At 61.4% G+C, this 15,036-nt stretch carries 15 protein-coding genes; 5 read left to right on the plus strand and 10 right to left on the minus strand.

Annotated elements, in window-relative coordinates; genetic code table 11:
* The first annotated feature begins 121 nt into the window (after positions 1–121).
* The gene (locus D109_RS0102680; RefSeq protein ID WP_017475554.1) at positions 122–1,249 is read left to right on the plus strand and encodes a diguanylate cyclase; all 1,128 of its coding nucleotides are present in this window, start codon (positions 122–124) and stop codon (positions 1,247–1,249) included.
* Positions 1,250–1,252: 3 nt separating this feature from the next.
* On the opposite strand, the gene D109_RS0102685 is transcribed toward D109_RS0102680, so the two are convergent.
* The 7 genes from D109_RS0102685 to D109_RS0102715 all read right to left on the minus strand — a co-directional run bounded on the left by D109_RS0102685 (position 1,253) and on the right by D109_RS0102715 (position 9,232).
* Positions 1,253–2,929: an ATP-binding protein gene (locus D109_RS0102685; protein WP_017475555.1), complete on the minus strand. Its 1,677-nt coding sequence runs from the start codon at positions 2,927–2,929 to the stop codon at positions 1,253–1,255.
* A gap of 140 nt (positions 2,930–3,069) precedes the next feature.
* Entirely contained in the window at positions 3,070–3,489 is a 420-nt protein-coding gene (locus D109_RS0102690) for an organic hydroperoxide resistance protein (protein WP_017475556.1), read from the minus strand.
* A 140-nt stretch (positions 3,490–3,629) separates the two neighbouring features.
* A complete protein-coding gene (locus tag D109_RS0102695; protein ID WP_017475557.1) occupies positions 3,630–4,484 on the minus strand; it encodes a CAP domain-containing protein in 855 nt (284 codons plus the stop codon).
* Positions 4,485–4,565: 81 nt separating this feature from the next.
* The gene (locus D109_RS0102700) at positions 4,566–5,891 is read right to left on the minus strand and encodes an MFS transporter (RefSeq protein WP_017475558.1); all 1,326 of its coding nucleotides are present in this window, start codon (positions 5,889–5,891) and stop codon (positions 4,566–4,568) included.
* 57 nt (positions 5,892–5,948) lie between these two features.
* Complete coding sequence (gene lhgO / locus D109_RS0102705; protein WP_017475559.1) at positions 5,949–7,142, minus strand: L-2-hydroxyglutarate oxidase; 1,194 nt, start codon at positions 7,140–7,142, stop codon at positions 5,949–5,951.
* 106 nt (positions 7,143–7,248) lie between these two features.
* Positions 7,249–7,959 (minus strand): FadR/GntR family transcriptional regulator, encoded by a 711-nt coding sequence (locus tag D109_RS0102710; RefSeq protein WP_017475560.1) that lies wholly within the window; start codon positions 7,957–7,959, stop codon positions 7,249–7,251.
* 46 nt (positions 7,960–8,005) lie between these two features.
* The gene (locus tag D109_RS0102715; RefSeq protein ID WP_017475561.1) at positions 8,006–9,232 is read right to left on the minus strand and encodes an MFS transporter; all 1,227 of its coding nucleotides are present in this window, start codon (positions 9,230–9,232) and stop codon (positions 8,006–8,008) included.
* A gap of 111 nt (positions 9,233–9,343) precedes the next feature.
* Between D109_RS0102715 and D109_RS0102720 the strand changes: the two genes are divergently transcribed.
* On the plus strand, positions 9,344–10,234 hold the full coding sequence (locus D109_RS0102720; RefSeq protein ID WP_017475562.1) for a LysR family transcriptional regulator: 891 nt from the start codon (positions 9,344–9,346) through the stop codon (positions 10,232–10,234).
* A 248-nt stretch (positions 10,235–10,482) separates the two neighbouring features.
* On the plus strand, positions 10,483–11,157 hold the full coding sequence (locus D109_RS0102725) for a GNAT family N-acetyltransferase (protein WP_017475563.1): 675 nt from the start codon (positions 10,483–10,485) through the stop codon (positions 11,155–11,157).
* Here D109_RS0102725 and D109_RS0102730 read toward each other — a convergent pair.
* Positions 11,154–11,756 (minus strand): TetR/AcrR family transcriptional regulator, encoded by a 603-nt coding sequence (locus tag D109_RS0102730; protein WP_017475564.1) that lies wholly within the window; start codon positions 11,754–11,756, stop codon positions 11,154–11,156. The genes D109_RS0102725 and D109_RS0102730 overlap by 4 nt on opposite strands.
* Before the next feature lie 92 nt (positions 11,757–11,848).
* Here D109_RS0102730 and D109_RS0102735 point away from each other — a divergent pair, with 92 nt between their 5' ends.
* Entirely contained in the window at positions 11,849–12,454 is a 606-nt protein-coding gene (locus D109_RS0102735; RefSeq protein ID WP_017475565.1) for an NAD(P)H-dependent oxidoreductase, read from the plus strand.
* A 60-nt stretch (positions 12,455–12,514) separates the two neighbouring features.
* On the opposite strand, the gene D109_RS0102740 is transcribed toward D109_RS0102735, so the two are convergent.
* Entirely contained in the window at positions 12,515–13,003 is a 489-nt protein-coding gene (locus D109_RS0102740) for a type VI secretion system tube protein Hcp (protein WP_017475566.1), read from the minus strand.
* A 185-nt stretch (positions 13,004–13,188) separates the two neighbouring features.
* On the opposite strand from D109_RS0102740, the gene D109_RS0102745 reads away from it, so the two are divergent.
* Positions 13,189–14,100, plus strand: a complete 912-nt coding sequence (locus D109_RS0102745; protein WP_017475567.1) for a hypothetical protein — start codon at positions 13,189–13,191, stop codon at positions 14,098–14,100.
* Positions 14,101–14,628: 528 nt separating this feature from the next.
* Here the strand turns inward: D109_RS0102745 and D109_RS0102755 are convergent.
* The gene (locus D109_RS0102755) at positions 14,629–15,018 is read right to left on the minus strand and encodes a hypothetical protein (RefSeq protein ID WP_017475570.1); all 390 of its coding nucleotides are present in this window, start codon (positions 15,016–15,018) and stop codon (positions 14,629–14,631) included.
* Between the last annotated feature and the right edge of the window lie 18 nt (positions 15,019–15,036).

The raw sequence follows: 15,036 nt of genomic DNA on the forward strand, positions 1-15,036 counted from the left end.
GAAGGTGTTCACCTATATTTATCCTGCTTTCGGCGCTCTAGCACGCTTGATTCAGTTGTTAGGGCTACTGGCAGGATGCCACAATGGCACTTTGTCGCGGCAGTAAGATCAGGCGGACCAAATGAATGGCCTTGGGCGTGGGCAGGACCAGGATTGCTTCATCGAGGAGCAGGTACGAACAGATCGATTGCACCAGCTGTTTCGCCAATCATTTTCTGCGGTGTTCGGCAGTTATATGGCCGCCGCGATGCTCTGCTGGCTGTGCTGGGAACGTTTTGATCACTCGGTAATGCTGGTGTGGCTGGTGGTGCTGGCGGGCACGTCGCTGCTGCGAGTGTCGATGTTCATGGCCTGGTTTCGCTGCTCCATCAGTGATCGCACCCCCGCACGCTGGGAACGGCGTTACTGGGTGACGCTGATGTTGTCCGCCGGGGTCTGGGGGCTCGGTGCGCTTGCGCTGATGCCCACCGACGACCGACTCTCCCAGGCCCTGGTGATGTTGTTCACCGTGGGCATGTCGGTCAGCGCCGTCTCCTGTTATTCGGCCTATCGCTACATGACCCTGGTCTCTATGGGCCTGGTTCTGCTGCCATGCACCCTGTGGCTGCTGTTTCAACCGTCCTCGATGCAAGTCGGCATGGCGTTGGCGGTGCTGGTGTTTTCCTCGTTTGTCGGTGGCGCCACGCGCAAGCTGTCGGATGCTTTGGAGAAAGCCTTTCGCCTGACCCGGCAAATGGAACGTGCCCACAATATTTCCACCCGCGCCGCACAAACCGACGAGCTCACCGGGCTGATGAACCGCCGGGCGTTCTTCGAGCACGCGCAGTTGCTCTACGAACAATGTCGGCATAACCAGCAGCCGTTGTGTGCGCTGATGATGGACATGGACCACTTCAAAAACATCAATGACACCTACGGCCACCAGGCCGGGGACCAAGTGCTGCGGCAGATTGGCGGGGTGATCAGCGCGTCGTTTCGCCAGGCCGATGTCTATGGGCGGTTGGGTGGCGAGGAGTTTGCGGTGCTGCTGCCGGATACGTCGCTGGAGACCGGCCGGCACATTGCCGAGCAGTTGATCAAGGCCATCGCGGGGCTGACCAGCGAGCCGGTCCATGGGTTGACCGCGAGCCTCGGTGTGGCCTGGGCCAGGGCGGTGGACCAGGACCTGCACGGCTTGATGAACACCGCAGACAAGGCGCTGTACCGCGCCAAGGCCCTCGGGCGTAACCAGGTGGCGGTGGCGGAATAGGGCTTAGCCCTTGAGCAACGCCTTGGCCAGCACCTGTGAGACCTGGTCTGCGGAGTAGGGCTTGGGCAGGAAGGCCAGGCCTTCGTAGCCGCTTTCTGCCAGCTCCTCGCTGTAGCCCGAGGTCAGCACCACCGGCAAGCCAGGCCTGCGCCGCCGCAGTTCCCTGGCCAGCGCCACGCCGGTGATGCCGGGCATCACCACATCGGAAAACACCGCATCGAATCCCTTTACCTCTATACCGGCCAGCTCCAGGGCCTGTTCGGCATTGGTGGCCCAGGTGGTCTGGTAGCCCAGGTCCTGGAGGATCTGATTGGCAAAGCGGCCCACTTCCAGGTTGTCTTCCACCACCAGAATATGGCGCTGGGCGCAGTCCGCGATCAGGCCACACGTTTCGGGTGTGCAGCGTTCAAAGCCCTCTTCGGGCAACACTTGCGGCAGGTACAGGGTAAATACCGTGCCTTGGCCGACCTGGCTGGCCACATCGACGTTGCCGCCTGACTGCTTGGCGAAGCCGAACACCTGGGACAGCCCGAGGCCGGTACCCTTGCCAACTTCCTTGGTAGTGAAAAACGGTTCGAAGATGCGCTCGAACGTCTCACCGGGAATCCCGCTGCCGGTGTCGGTGAGGGAGATCGCAATAAACGCCTGCTGTGAGCCGGCGTCACCGCGGATGCTCGGCAGTGCTTGATCGGCATCCAGGCGCAGGGTCAGGGTGCCCTGGCCGTTCATGGCGTCCCGGGCGTTGAGGGCGACGTTGATCAGTGCGGTTTCAAACTGACTGGAGTCGGCGCGGATGTAGCACGGCTGCGCCGGCAGTTCGACGCGCACCTGAATCCGCGCGCCAGTGACCGTCTCGAGCATCTCGCCGATGTTCTTGACCCGCTGGGCCGCATCGAACACTTCCGGGTTGAGCGGCTGGCGGCGGGCGAACGCGAGCAACTGACTGGTCAATTTACCGGCCCGCTCCACGGTGTCGGTGACGGCGCTCATGTAGCGTTGGCGACGTTCTTCGGACAGGCTCGGCAGGCGCAGGAAGTCCACGGATGAACGAATGATGGTCAGCAGGTTGTTGAAGTCATGGGCCACGCCCCCGGTCAACTGGCCGATGGCTTCGAGCTTTTGCGATTGGCGCAATGCGGCTTCGGTCTGGATCAGCAGGGCGGTTCTTTCGTTGACGCGCTGCTCCAGGCTCGCATTCAACTCGGTCAGTCGGCGGGACAGGACAACGGTGGCGGTGGTTTCGGTGACGGTGTCGAGCATGCCGACGACTTTGCCTTGCACATCGCGGATCGGGCTGTAGCAGAAGGTGAAGTACGCCTGCTCCGGCGCGCCGCCGCGTTCGACGATCAACGGGAAGTTTTCGATAAAGGTGGCTTCACCCGCGAAGGCTGCGTCGGCGAAGGGGCTGATTTGGGGCCAGGCTTCCTGCCAGATCTCGCTGAAAGGCCGCCCAAGGGCATCGGGTTTGTCGCCAATAATCGGGATAAAGCCGTCGTTGTACAGCGTGATCAGCGAAGGCCCCCAGATGATCGCTTGAGGGAAACTGGAGGCAAGGCACAGCGCGACGGTGGTCTTCAGTACGTCTGGCCATTGGTCCAGCGGCCCCAGTGGGGTATTGGCCCAATCGTGATGCCGGACCCTTTCGGCCATTTCGCCGCCGCCTTGCAGCCAGTTTGTCATTCGGTGAACGCCTTCTTTGCCACGGTTTGCTGAGTAGGGATGCCAAGCAACAGACACCCCTGGACCCAGCCGGTTCAGCGGGATTATCCACTAGATGGCATTTTAATGCCTGCGTTGGACAATGACCCGCCAAACCGCCTTCAGGCCACGCTGATCGCAACCTCGATATTGCCGCGAGTGGCCTTGGAGTACGGGCACGTCTGGTGGGCCAGGTCCACCAGTGCCTGGGCGGCCGAATGTTTAATACCCGGCAGGCTGACACGCAGGCGCGCTTGCAGGTAATAGCCGCGTTCCGGGCTGTTCACCAGGTCCACTTCGGCGCTCACAGCGGTATCGGCCGGCAGGCGGATTTGCAGGGTTTGTGCAGCTTTGCCCATCGCGCCGATAAAGCAAGCGGACCAACCGGCACCAAACAGTTGCTCAGGGTTGGTGCCAGGTGCCTTGGAACCGGGCGGCGACAGCTTGATATCCAGTTGCAGGTCATCGCTGTGGGAGGCGCCTTCACGGCCGCCAGTGGTGTGGGTTTTGCCGGTGTAGAGCACGGTGCTGTTCTGGGACATGACGGTTTCCTGGTGAGTGGCCCGGGGTGGGCCGGTGTGCACAGGAAACCGTGCTGGCGTATCCGCAATGTGTCATCGCCAGTGGCACCGCGCCTCGCAGTGTGTCGCCTCGGCGCGAAGATACGTTGGGATACAAACCGCTATTGCTGCACGCCAAACAACCCCGTCCAGTAGATGCCGGCATCACTTTTCGGGTCCATGGCGTAGGCGGCGCCCATTTCGCGGAATTGCGGGTTCATCAGGTTGGCGCAATGCCCGGGGCTGGCGAGCCAGCCGTCGACCACCTTGCGTGGAGTGTCCATGCCGGCGGCGATGTTCTCGCCGATCTGCTGGCCGATGTAGCCCGCCAGTTCAGCCCGGTCACCCGGGGTGCGGCCGTCATGGTCGAGGTGATCGAAGAAGTTGCCGTTGGCCATGTTGCGGGCGTGGCCGGCGGCGGCGGTGGCGAGTTGTTCGTTCCAGCTCAGGGGTGTGGTGGCGGCAAAGGCCTGGCCGCCACACTGGTGGGGTAGCTGGCGGGCGGCGTTGATGAGGTCGAGGACCTTCCTGCCTTCGGTCTGGGTCTCGCCCAGGCCACTGGTCAACAGCGGACGGGCCAGCACGATGCGCCAGTCCTGGCCGCTGTTGCTCACGCCGATATCAATGAATTGCGGGTCGAGCACCACCCGGCAAAAACTTTCGCGCACGGCCTTCATCGCCGCTTCAGCGTTCTTTGGCCCCGACAGGCTGATGGCCTGGACGTTGACCATCGGGTACGCCGCCCGCGCCAACGCCTGCTGCAGATCGCCGACGCTGTTGACCGGCAGCACCAGACGCGTGTCGCTGGCCAGCGGCGGCAATTCCTGGGAACCCTGAGTGCCGCAGCGCTGAACCTGGCTGCGGTATTGATTGATCGAGTCGACCAACAGGCTTTCTTCACCCGCCTGCGCCTGGGCGCTAAACACCAGACTGGCGGCCAGCGTCGTAAGACCCATCATCAATGACAGAACGCGCATGGACGTTTCCCTTGAGCTTGAAAGTGCCCATGATGCGCGATGAAGGGGCATCCATGCACCCGTTGGTCCGAACTTTTTGCCTCAGTTCTTGAATGCCGAGTGTTTACGGCCCTGATCGCACAGGGCGAACACCACCACCAGCAGCGATGAGATGGCGAGGATTATCACAACGCCATCAGTGGAGTGGGTGGCCGACGCCGCGACCATCGACAAGGCGCCTAATGGCGCGAGGCCACCTGCGATCGCGGTGCCGATTTCGCGCCCGGTGCCAAAGCCTGAAGAGCGGGTCTGGGTCGGGAACTGCCGGCTCAGGAACGAACCCTGGGGCGCGAACATCATCGGGGCGAGGATGCCGGTGCCCACGCCGATGGCAATGTAGATCATCAGACTCTCACCCGTGTTGAGCAGCGCCAGGAACGGGTAGGCAAACAGCAGCGACAGCAGGCCGCCGAGCATCAGCACAGCCTTGCTGCTCCACTTGTCGCACAACCAGCCGAAGCACGGCACGGCGACGATGGCGATCAGGCTGGCGATGGTCACCGACAGCGACGTCACGTGCACATCGACGCCCTTGAACTGGGTCAGGTACGCCAGGGAAAAGGTCTTGAAGATGTAGCTCAGGGCGTTGTAGCCAATCGCCACGAAGAACACCACGGCCAAACCCTTCAGGTCATTCTTGAACAGCGCCTTGAGCGGCGAGGCCTTGCCCTTTGCGGTTTCCTTGCTCAACTCCTTGAACTCCGGGGTTTCCGGGATGCTGTTGCGCACCCACAGGCCCACACCTACCAGCGCGATGCTGCAAATGAACGGAATCCGCCAGCCGCCGGCCAGCAGGAACTCGTTGCCGTTGATGGTCAGCAGGTACACGGTCAGCGACGACAGCAGCAAGCCCAGGTTCAAACCCAGCGCCGGCCATGCACCCTGGCTGCCGCGCTTGCCTTCCGAGGCGTGCTCGTAGGAGGTGACCGCCGCGCCGGACAATTCGGCACCGGCGCCCAGGCCCTGGATGATGCGGATAAACACCAGCACGATCGGCGCCCAGATGCCGATGGAGGCGTAGCTGGGGATCAGGCCGATCAGCGTGGTGCACACGCCCATCATGCAGAAGGTCAGCACCAGCACTTGTTTACGCCCGAACTTGTCCCCCAGGTAGCCGAACAGAATGCCGCCGAACGGGCGGGCGATAAAGCCGATGGCAAAGGTGGAAAACGCCATCAGCGTGGCGGCTTTCGGGTCGCTGTTATCGAAGAAAATCTTCGAGAACACAATCGCCGCCATGGTGGCGTACAGGTAAAAGTCATACCACTCCAGCATCGAGCCGAAGATCGTCGCGGCCGCGACTTTGCGCAGGCGTTTCTGGGTTTGCTCGGGGGTTTCAAAGTCCGGGGTGCGGGCTGTTGCCGTCATTCTGTACGTCCTTATGAGTCATTATATTTATTGTCAAAGTGAGGCGTGTCGCGGGTGTCAGTCGGGCTTGAACATGCGGTCGGCGATCATCGCGCCGATGGGGATTGCAGAGGTGGCAGCGGGTGAGGGCGCGTTGCACACGTGGAGCATTCGCGGGGTCTGGGCGAACAGGAAGTCGTGCACCAGGGTGCCGTCGCGCATCACGGCCTGGGCGCGGATGCCGGCTTCATAGGGCAGCAGGTCTTCGATGTTGAGCGAAGGGCAGTACTTGCGGCACTGCTCCAGGTAGCCGGACTTGAACAGCGAGTTCTTCATCTCGACGCTGCCGGAACCGAGGTTCTGCCAGAGGGTTTTCCAGAAGCCCGGGAAGCTTGCGTACTGCGCCACATCACGCCAGTTCACCGAGAACTTGCGATAGTTTTCGCGGCCCAGGCCGAGTACGGCATTCGGGCCGACGGTGACGCTGCCGTCGATCATGCGGGTCAGGTGCACGCCGAGGAAGGGCAGCTCCGGATCAGGAATCGGGTAGATCAGGTGGTTGACGATGTTGTTCTTCGATTCCGGCAGGCGGAAGTATTCGCCGCGAAACGGGATGATCTGGTGGTCGATCTTGACCCCGGCCATCACCGCCAGACGGTCCGATTGCAAACCTGCGCACACCACCAGGTGCTTGGCCTGCCAGCTTTCACCCCGGGTGCTGACGGTGACTTTGTCGGTGTCCTCGACGATGGAGGTCACGGTGCGTTCCAGGCAAATTTCCCCGCCGGCACGGCGAATCACCCGGGCCATGGTTTCGCAGACCTCGCGGTAATCGACGATGCCGGTGGCGTCGAGAAACAACCCGCCCAGTCCGACGATGTTCGGTTCGCGCTGGCGCAACTGGTCGGCGTCCAGGCGTTCGACTTTCATGCCGTTGAGCTGCGAGCGGGCGTAAAGGGCTTCCATTCGCTGCACTTCCAGCGGGGTAGAGGCCACGAGCAACTTGCCGCACACCTCGAACTTGATCCCGTGCTCAGTGCAGAACTGCTTGGTGGCTTCGGCGCCGCGTTTGCACAACTCGGCCTTGAGGCTGCCCGGCGCGTAATAGATACCGGCATGGATCACGCCGCTGTTGTGGCCGGTCTGGTGCTTGGCCAGGAGGGTTTCCTTTTCCAGGATCACCAAGGAAGCGTTGGGCTGGCGCTTGAGCAACTCCATCGCGGTGGCCAAGCCAACGATGCCGCCGCCGATGATGCAAAAGTCATAAATCATTGTTGTAGGTACCTACGCATTTCAGTCTGCTTATCAGGTTGTCAGACTAATGATTTTGTTAAAAAAACGGCGCGCCACCGGCACGCTTTAAACGGATTTGAATCGATCAGTTGATGTCGGGCAATTCCAGGTGCAAACGCCGTGCTGCCGCGCGCAAGTGCGCCTCGGCACAGGCAGCGGCGCCTTGGGCGTCACCGTCGACGATGGCCTGGTACAGCGCGGTGTGTTCCTGGGTGGCGTCGGCCGAACCACTGACAAAACGGCTGGCAGAATTTTCCCAGGCGGTCTTGCGCGCACTGGCGAGCTGGCTTCGGAGGAAGTCATGGAAGGCCACGAAATAGTCGTTCTTGCTGGCCTCGGCGATGGCGCGATGGAATTCCACATCGGCCAGGGCGGCGGCTTCGAAGTCCGCGCGTTTGTCGTGCATTTCCTGCAGGGCGGTTTTCATGCGGTGCAGGTCAGCGGCATCGCGGCGCCGGGCGGCAATCGAGGCGGCCTGGGTTTCGATCCACAGGCGTACTTCGAACATCTGCGCGAGGTCCGGGCGGCGGCCGTTTTTTTCCGGAAAGCGGAACACGGTGCCGGCGGGAGTCTGGGAGATAAATGAGCCCAGGCCACGCCGCGCAGTCAGTACGCCGTCGGCCTTGAGCTGGGCAATCGCTTCGCGCACCACCGAGCGGCTGACATTGAGCTGTTCAGCCAGTTGCTGTTCGGTGGGCAGGCGCGCTTCGGGCGCCAGTTGGCCGGAGTCGATTTCTGCACGAATGGCGCTGACAACGCGCATCACGAGCGAATCAGGGCGCTGGAGCTCAAGCATGGGAAAACCTTGGTAATCAGGTTGTCAGACAATAGTCGTTACGATTTTACCTTGTCAAGACAGGTGTAACGCGGAACCGGCTGCATAGGGCCAGGAAAAGGCCTACACCAATCAGTGCCAATGCCACGCCGAACGTCGCTTGCATCCCACTTCCCACATCGCCGGGTGTAGCCGTGGCGAGGTCACCTGAAACCCGCGCAAACACCGCGCCCAAGGCCGAAGCGCCGGCGATCAGTCCCAGATTGCGCGCCAGATTGAGCAGGCCGGCGACCACGCCTCGACGGTCTGGCAGTACGTTGCTCATCACTGCGGTGTTGTTGGCGGCCTGAAACTGGGCGTAGCCGAGGGTGAGGATAATCAGCGGGCCGATGTACCCGGCAATGCCGATGTTCAGCGGCGTCAGTGAGAGCAACAGGCTGCCGGCCAGCATCGCAAGCAGCCCGGCGATGGTCATCGGGCCGCTGCCGAAACGGTCGGTCAAACGACCGGCAGGTACGCCCATCAATGCCGAAACGCAGGGCCCGACTGCCATGGTCAGGCCCATCCAGGCGGGGTCGAGACCCGCACCGTGGGTCAGGTAGAAGGGCCCGACGACGAGTGTCGCCATCATCACCGCCGACACCAGGGCGCTCATGGCCAGGCCGGCACTTAGGGTTGAATCCCGTAGCGTCGACAGGAAACTGAACCCGGAATGCGCAGGCTGTTGTTCGCGGCGCTCGACACGTAGATAGCGCCGGGCGAGGGCAAAGGTCAGCAATCCCAGTGGCACGGTGATGAAGAACAGCGCGCGCCAGCCAAACCCGGCGATCAGCATCCCGCCAAGGCTTGGCCCCAGCGCGGTGCCCATGGCCGACATCGTGCCCAGCAAACCCATGGCACGGCCGGTACGCTCCTTGGGGACGGTCTCGCCCACCAGCGCCATTGTCATCGCCATCATGATCGCCGCGCCCAGGCCTTGCACGGCGCGGGCAGCAATCAACAGCCCGAGGGACGGGGCCAGGCCGCACAAGGCCGAGGCCACGGTGAAGAGCAGTAACCCCGCCAGTAGCAAACGGCTGCGACCCATCAGGTCCCCCAGTCGCCCGACGCTGACGATCACCGCAGTGATTGCCAGCAAGTACGCAAGCACCACCCACTGCGCCGCCTGAAATGAGGCATCAAACGCCTGCACCAGGCTTGGCAGGCCGACGTTGGCGATGCTGGTGCCCAGCGACGCCAGCAACAAGGACAATGACAGGGCAGCGAGGGCGCCACGGGGTGCAGGTGATTTCATCAAGAGGCTCCTGGATTTGACCGCTGTCGGAAATCTACGCCGTCACCTAACATGGCGGAAGGCGCAGCATTTGCACTTTATACGTGCGCCAAACGCCCTGTGAGGTTTGCCGTGTCGACACCCGATCTGAATTTGCTGGTCACCCTGGATGTATTGCTCGCCGAAGGCAGCGTCGCCCGTGCCGCTCAACGCTTGCGCCTGAGCCCGTCGGCGATGAGCCGGGCCTTGGCAAGACTGCGGGCAACCACGGGCGATCCGTTATTGGTGCGCGCCGGGCGCGGCCTTGTCCCCACGCCACGCGCCCTGGCGTTGCGCGAACAGGTCAGCCAGTTGGTGCAGGACGCTGAAGCGGTGTTGCGACCGGCGGCGACGTTGGACCTGAGCCAACTGGTACGCACCTTCACCTTGCGCACCAGCGACGGTTTTGTTGAAAACTTCGGCCCGGCGCTGTTGGCGCGGATCGCCCGGGAGGCGCCGGGCGTGAGGTTGCGCTTCGTGCACAAGCCGGACAAAGGCAGCACGCCGCTGCGCGATGGCAGCGTCGACCTGGAAACCGGCGTGGTCGACAGCAGTGCCAGCCCCGAGGTACTGACCCAGGCGTTGTTTCGCGACCGGTTTATCGGCGTGGTGCGCAAAGGGCACCCGCTGAGCGAAGGCGTCGTCACACCGCAACGCTTCGCCGAAGGCCAGCACATCTACGTGTCCCGGCGCGGCCGTGATCAGGGCCAGATCCATCAAGCCCTTGAAGCGCTGGGGCTGACCCGGCACGTGGTAACCATCGTCGCCGGCTTCTCCACCGCTCTGGCACTGGCCCGCAGCACCGACCTGATCGCCAGCGTGCCGGAGCGCCATACGGCCAACCTGCACAGCGACCTGCACCGCTTTGCGCTGCCGTTTGCCTTCCCGGACTTCACTGTGTCGATGCTCTGGCACCCGCGCCTGGACGCCGACCTGGCCCATCGCTGGCTGCGCGGTTGCCTGCGGGAAGTGTGTGCGCAATGAGCCGAGCCCGGACACCCATTTCGAAAGCACCGCCCCCCTGTGGCGAGGGAGCTTGCTCCCGCTGGGCTGCGAAGCAGCCCCAAACCCTGCATCCTGTTTCCAGCTGAAAGAACGCGGTGCGCTTAATGGGGCTGCTGCGCAGCCCAGCGGGAGCAAGCTCCCTCGCCACTATGGGTGTTTCCGGGTCCACGGCGGCCCTTCAGCAGGTACAATCCGCCGGGCCTTAAAATGAAACACCAGGAATTCGAATGTTCAGCCTTACCCATTATGAAACCCCATGCCCCGAGCCGATCAACGCGCAGATCCTGCAGATGGTGGTCGACTACCTGACGGACATCAGCATGGTCGCCATCCCGCCGAGCAACCTGCTGTACAACGTCTACCAGTACGCCATTGGCTACGAAGTGCACCTGTACCTGGACGCGTTGGGCGGCTCCAAAGGCATTGCGGTGGAATTGATCGTTGCCCTGGACGCGCAGGAGCAGGTGATCGGCTTCCTGCTGTACCTGCCGGTGAAGGACGATCCCGAGGCGTGCGGCGTGGCGTACATGGCGGTGCACGCCAGCCATCGGCGCCAAGGCGTGGCGCGGGCGATGATGCAGGACATGCTGGGCCGCTACCCCCATGCCGAACTGACCTGCGCGGTGGAGAAGGTGCCGGCGTTCGAGTCCATGGGCTTTCAACTGCGCGGCGTGCGCGGTACCCAGGTGCTGATGAACACCCGCGACTACAGCACCGACGGGCTGATGGGGTTGCTGGATGTGGCCTCGATCTACAGCTCGCTTGAGGTGCGGCAGATCCACACTTATCTCCTGCAAAAACACGGCAAGCGGGCGATGATCGATGCGGAGAAACAGCGTGATCGACACTTCGACCAGATGACCCACAAGGCCCGGATGTTTGTGCACGCAAGGCTGGGCTAACGGACGCCTCGACTCACCATCGACTTGATGCTCGCAAACAGCTCCTCCTGTGCCTCCAGCGCGCTGATTTCCCCGCTCGCTGCGGCATGGGACAAGGCTTGCGCTGCGCCCAGCATCCCCCTCAAACCGGCCTGGCTTATCACACCGTCCACGGCAAAGGGGGCGAGGGCATCGCGACACTTTCCGAGGAAAATCGCGTCGTACTCACGCTTGATGCTCTCCAGCTCCGGGCTGCCAGCCAAGGCGGAAATCACGCCCGGAATTTCACGTCCCTGCAGCAACACACAGTCGACATAGCACGAGGCGATCACCCAGGCGCGGTCGTCCAGGGTGGGTTCGCTGGCCTCGATTGCGGCGGCAAACACCTGGTTCTGTCGGGCATCGAAATCTTCATACAGCGCCGCCAACAGCCCCGCGCGATCGCCAAAATGGTCATACACCACCGGCTTGGTAACGCCGGCCAACTCAGCCAGATGCCCCAGTGTCAGGGCGTCGGTGCCTTCTTCACGCACCAGTTGCCAGGCGACGTCGAGCAACTGGCGTAACCGGTCATCCCGGGACAGGCGGCGGCGAGGGGCAGGGGATTGATCGCTTGACATGCTTATATACCAAAAGTAACTTACCAACGGTAACTTAGCTCAAGCCTACTCAATTTGCCTTCTCATCGCCACCCCCCGAAGGAGTCACCGCTATGCACGCGCTGATCGTTGTTGCTCATCATGACTCACACTCCCTGACCCACAGCCTCGCCAAACAGGCCGCTGCCGGCATAATCGCCGCCGGCCACACCTATGAAATCGCCGACCTTGCCGCCGAAGGTTTCGACCCGCGCTACAACGCCGCCGACCATAAAGTACACCGCACCCGCGCCACGCCGCCGGCCGACGTACAGGCCGAACAGACGCGACTCGACCGCGCCGACGCCTTGGTGCTGGTGTTCCCGATCTTCTGGTGGTCGATGCCGGCCTTGCTCAAGGGCTGGATCGACCGGGTGTTCGTCAACGGCTGGGCGATCGACTACAGCCTTGAAACCAATGTGGTGAAAAAACTTGGTCATCTTCAGGTGCACTTGCTGGGCGTCGGCGGGGCGGATGAAGGCGTGTTTGAACGCCATGGCTATGCCAACGCGATGCGTACGCAAATCGACCATGGGATCTTTGATTACTGCGGGGCGAAGGTGCTGACGTCCGAGCTGCTGCTGGACTCTGAGAGTGGCGCCGCAGAACAGCATCTTGAGACGGTGGCGAAGTTGGGGCGACAACTGTTCGTCACCCTGGAACCTTGCGAAACCGCCTGAGCCATCCGTTGCTCGAGGGGCGCACCCTCGACTCAAGTGAGTTTGCGCCCGTTTCAATTGTCAGATTTTGACGTTCTCTCGGATATTCCAACCGTACTTGAGCGCCCCTCCATCCTTGCCGCCATCGGATTTCTGCGGCTGGTAACTGACCTCGACTTTGGCGAAGTTCAGGCTGACTTCCTCGCTCAGCACATCGCTGGTTGTCACTGCCCCGGTTTCGTAGGACGTCACCATGACTTCCTTGAGCGTAATGACCAGGTACTCCACGGCGCTGGCACCGCCCGCTTTACGAACCACCAGCCGGGCTTCGGGATAATGTTTGCCGGTGGAACACGCCATCATCAAGTTGGGCGTGGACTTGTCCAGAGTCTTGGTAATCGACAGGTTTCTTATATTGACCTTGCCAGCACCGCCACCCGTACCGGAATGCATTGATCCTGACTGTTTCATCCCCCAGCCCCAACTACTGATCTCGATTTCATCACGGTGTGCCTGGTCGTTGGACTCACCCTTGATATCGCCCAGCTTCAAAAACATATCAGTCGCCATTGTTGCTCCTTGTCGTAACTGTCGCCGGTAATGGCGCGGGGCGTACTTTTCCAATTGGAATGATTGCCCACAAGACGCTGAGATGTGATCGGGAAGTGCCTGTCTGGAAAAGAGGAGTTTTCCGACAATTTTTTAAGCGGATCACTCTTACTCTCTGCGTTCTTGTGCAATCCAGGAGTAAAGGAATGACTTCCAGCGTATTGAAAGACGGTTTTCCCGCGGCCCATCGCACCACCCGCGAACGAATCGAAGGCAGTATCGACCTCGGCCGGTTGTTTGCCGCGATCGATGCCGATCCGGCGATTGCGGGGGCAGGAGTGGTGTACCTCGATGATCAACTGTGGCCGGTGACGTTGCGTGAGTTTCAGCCGATTTGCAGTGTGTTGCCCAAACGGCTGGTTTTGCGTGAAGCGCCGAGGTACATGGCGCGGCTGGATTTTATACGGGAGCTGCAGCAGGAGCCGAGGGAGTCGCAGGTGGTACTTGAGGCCGTCGGGATGGGTGCGTCGTGTAGCGGCGCGATATTAGGGTGGTTTGTCGCCACCAGTGGGACTGTGGCGATTCCGTTCACGGCAGGCGTTAGTACTGTGGTGGCTGGCATAGGTGCGGCGGCAGCAACAGCAAGTTCATTTCAATGTGGCGTGGCAGCGATCAGGACCTACAACGAAATCAGCGACCCCGCCGCTAATGACGAGATGAGCGAACGGGACTGGTATCACTACGTAATGCCAGTGCTGGACGGCGTTTCCTTGCTGGGCGCGGGGACTTCCGGCTTGACCACGCTGAGGTTGTTACAGGCCAGAAAAGTCTCGACGGGCAGAAGTTGGTCCGAGCTTTCCAGAGGCCTTACTCGTCAGCAAAGAAAAGCGCTGACCAACGAGCTATTGAGGCTTAGGGACCCTCATATGAGCATCGCTTTACGCAAGTTTCGACAACGCACAGCGGCGCTGCCAAAGAGCTATTCACCAACCCAGATTAATCACGCCACGATCACGCAGATTCAGGACGCGGTGGGTGCAACCATGAGTGTCATAGGCAGCGGCGTCTCCGGGAATATCCGGACACTGGCCATCGGCCTATATGAAGAGTTTGAATAATGGAACTGAGAAATTCCCCTAGAGCTTTTATGGCTCACTATTTTCCGGTTTTCATCTGTGCTTTTATGTTTGCGCTTTTTGCTCTCGCGGCCGCGGGGGCGTCGATGGACAGTACCTACATGCGAGGTGTGCCTCCTTATCGTAGTTACACGGGACTGGATGTGGGCATCGCTTCCATTATCTTGTCAGCGGGCAACTTTCTTATCCTCCGAGGTCGCGCCTGGGGCATCTGGATACCGGCAGGCAGTTGTGTGATGAGCTTTTTCATTGTGCTGTTCACCTACAGCTATCAGCCCCATCCTTTTATCTACATAACGGGGCTGCTGTTCCCGCTGCTGAGCCTCTACCTGCTCAATACCCACCGCCACCGCCAAATGCGCGCAGAACTCGTTCTACTTCGTCACGAACGCAAGCGCTACAAAGCCGGCTTTCGGCCCCCGCGTACTCAGGAGATGGCCCAGGCTCGACTCGAATACCAGCAGGCCCGCAGACTCAAGCGTGAAAATCGCCGCAAATGGAAGGCCGCCCTCAACCCTCGCGAAACAAGTCATGAGCATCCAGCAACCGATACGCAATCTCCGGCCGCTTCTCCATGCCCTTGCGAATCGCCGCCGGGATCGACTGCCGGGTCTTGCGACACAACCCGGGCAAGTCATCGATAACGATCTGAATCCCGCGCATCGTCTTCACTTCGGTATGACCCGGCGCGACATGCACGCGAATGCCCAGTTGCTGGTGCATCAGCTGTTGCATGCGTTCCAGGTCGGGCAGGCTTTGCAGGTTTTCGAGGCGTTCGAGCAGGCGTTTTTCTTCCTGGCGCGTCAGGTGCAGGATGCGCGCATCGGCGCCGGGAAGGTCGAGCAGTTGCTCGCGATTGCAGTCGCAGACGCCGGGTGGGCAGGGTTGGCGAATCGTCATCAATACTGCCTCCCGTTA

The sequence above is a fragment of the Pseudomonas sp. PAMC 26793 genome, assembly GCF_000313235.1.
Classification (GTDB): domain Bacteria; phylum Pseudomonadota; class Gammaproteobacteria; order Pseudomonadales; family Pseudomonadaceae; genus Aquipseudomonas; species Aquipseudomonas yamanorum.

What these genes read in the sequence shown, in the direction of transcription:
- D109_RS0102690 (WP_017475556.1), bottom strand. Translation starts at nt 3,489, where the DNA reads ATGTCCCAGAACAGCACCGTGCTCTACACCGGCAAAACCCACACCACT.
- D109_RS0102740 (WP_017475566.1), bottom strand. Translation starts at nt 13,003, where the DNA reads ATGGCGACTGATATGTTTTTGAAGCTGGGCGATATCAAGGGTGAGTCC.
- D109_RS0102745 (WP_017475567.1), top strand. Translation starts at nt 13,189, where the DNA reads ATGACTTCCAGCGTATTGAAAGACGGTTTTCCCGCGGCCCATCGCACC.
- D109_RS0102735 (WP_017475565.1), top strand. Translation starts at nt 11,849, where the DNA reads ATGCACGCGCTGATCGTTGTTGCTCATCATGACTCACACTCCCTGACC.
- D109_RS0102680 (WP_017475554.1), top strand. Translation starts at nt 122, where the DNA reads ATGAATGGCCTTGGGCGTGGGCAGGACCAGGATTGCTTCATCGAGGAG.
- lhgO (WP_017475559.1), bottom strand. Translation starts at nt 7,142, where the DNA reads ATGATTTATGACTTTTGCATCATCGGCGGCGGCATCGTTGGCTTGGCC.
- D109_RS0102695 (WP_017475557.1), bottom strand. Translation starts at nt 4,484, where the DNA reads ATGCGCGTTCTGTCATTGATGATGGGTCTTACGACGCTGGCCGCCAGT.
- D109_RS0102755 (WP_017475570.1), bottom strand. Translation starts at nt 15,018, where the DNA reads ATGACGATTCGCCAACCCTGCCCACCCGGCGTCTGCGACTGCAATCGC.
- D109_RS0102700 (WP_017475558.1), bottom strand. Translation starts at nt 5,891, where the DNA reads ATGACGGCAACAGCCCGCACCCCGGACTTTGAAACCCCCGAGCAAACC.
- D109_RS0102725 (WP_017475563.1), top strand. Translation starts at nt 10,483, where the DNA reads ATGTTCAGCCTTACCCATTATGAAACCCCATGCCCCGAGCCGATCAAC.
- D109_RS0102715 (WP_017475561.1), bottom strand. Translation starts at nt 9,232, where the DNA reads ATGAAATCACCTGCACCCCGTGGCGCCCTCGCTGCCCTGTCATTGTCC.
- D109_RS0102730 (WP_017475564.1), bottom strand. Translation starts at nt 11,756, where the DNA reads ATGTCAAGCGATCAATCCCCTGCCCCTCGCCGCCGCCTGTCCCGGGAT.
- D109_RS0102685 (WP_017475555.1), bottom strand. Translation starts at nt 2,929, where the DNA reads ATGACAAACTGGCTGCAAGGCGGCGGCGAAATGGCCGAAAGGGTCCGG.
- D109_RS0102710 (WP_017475560.1), bottom strand. Translation starts at nt 7,959, where the DNA reads ATGCTTGAGCTCCAGCGCCCTGATTCGCTCGTGATGCGCGTTGTCAGC.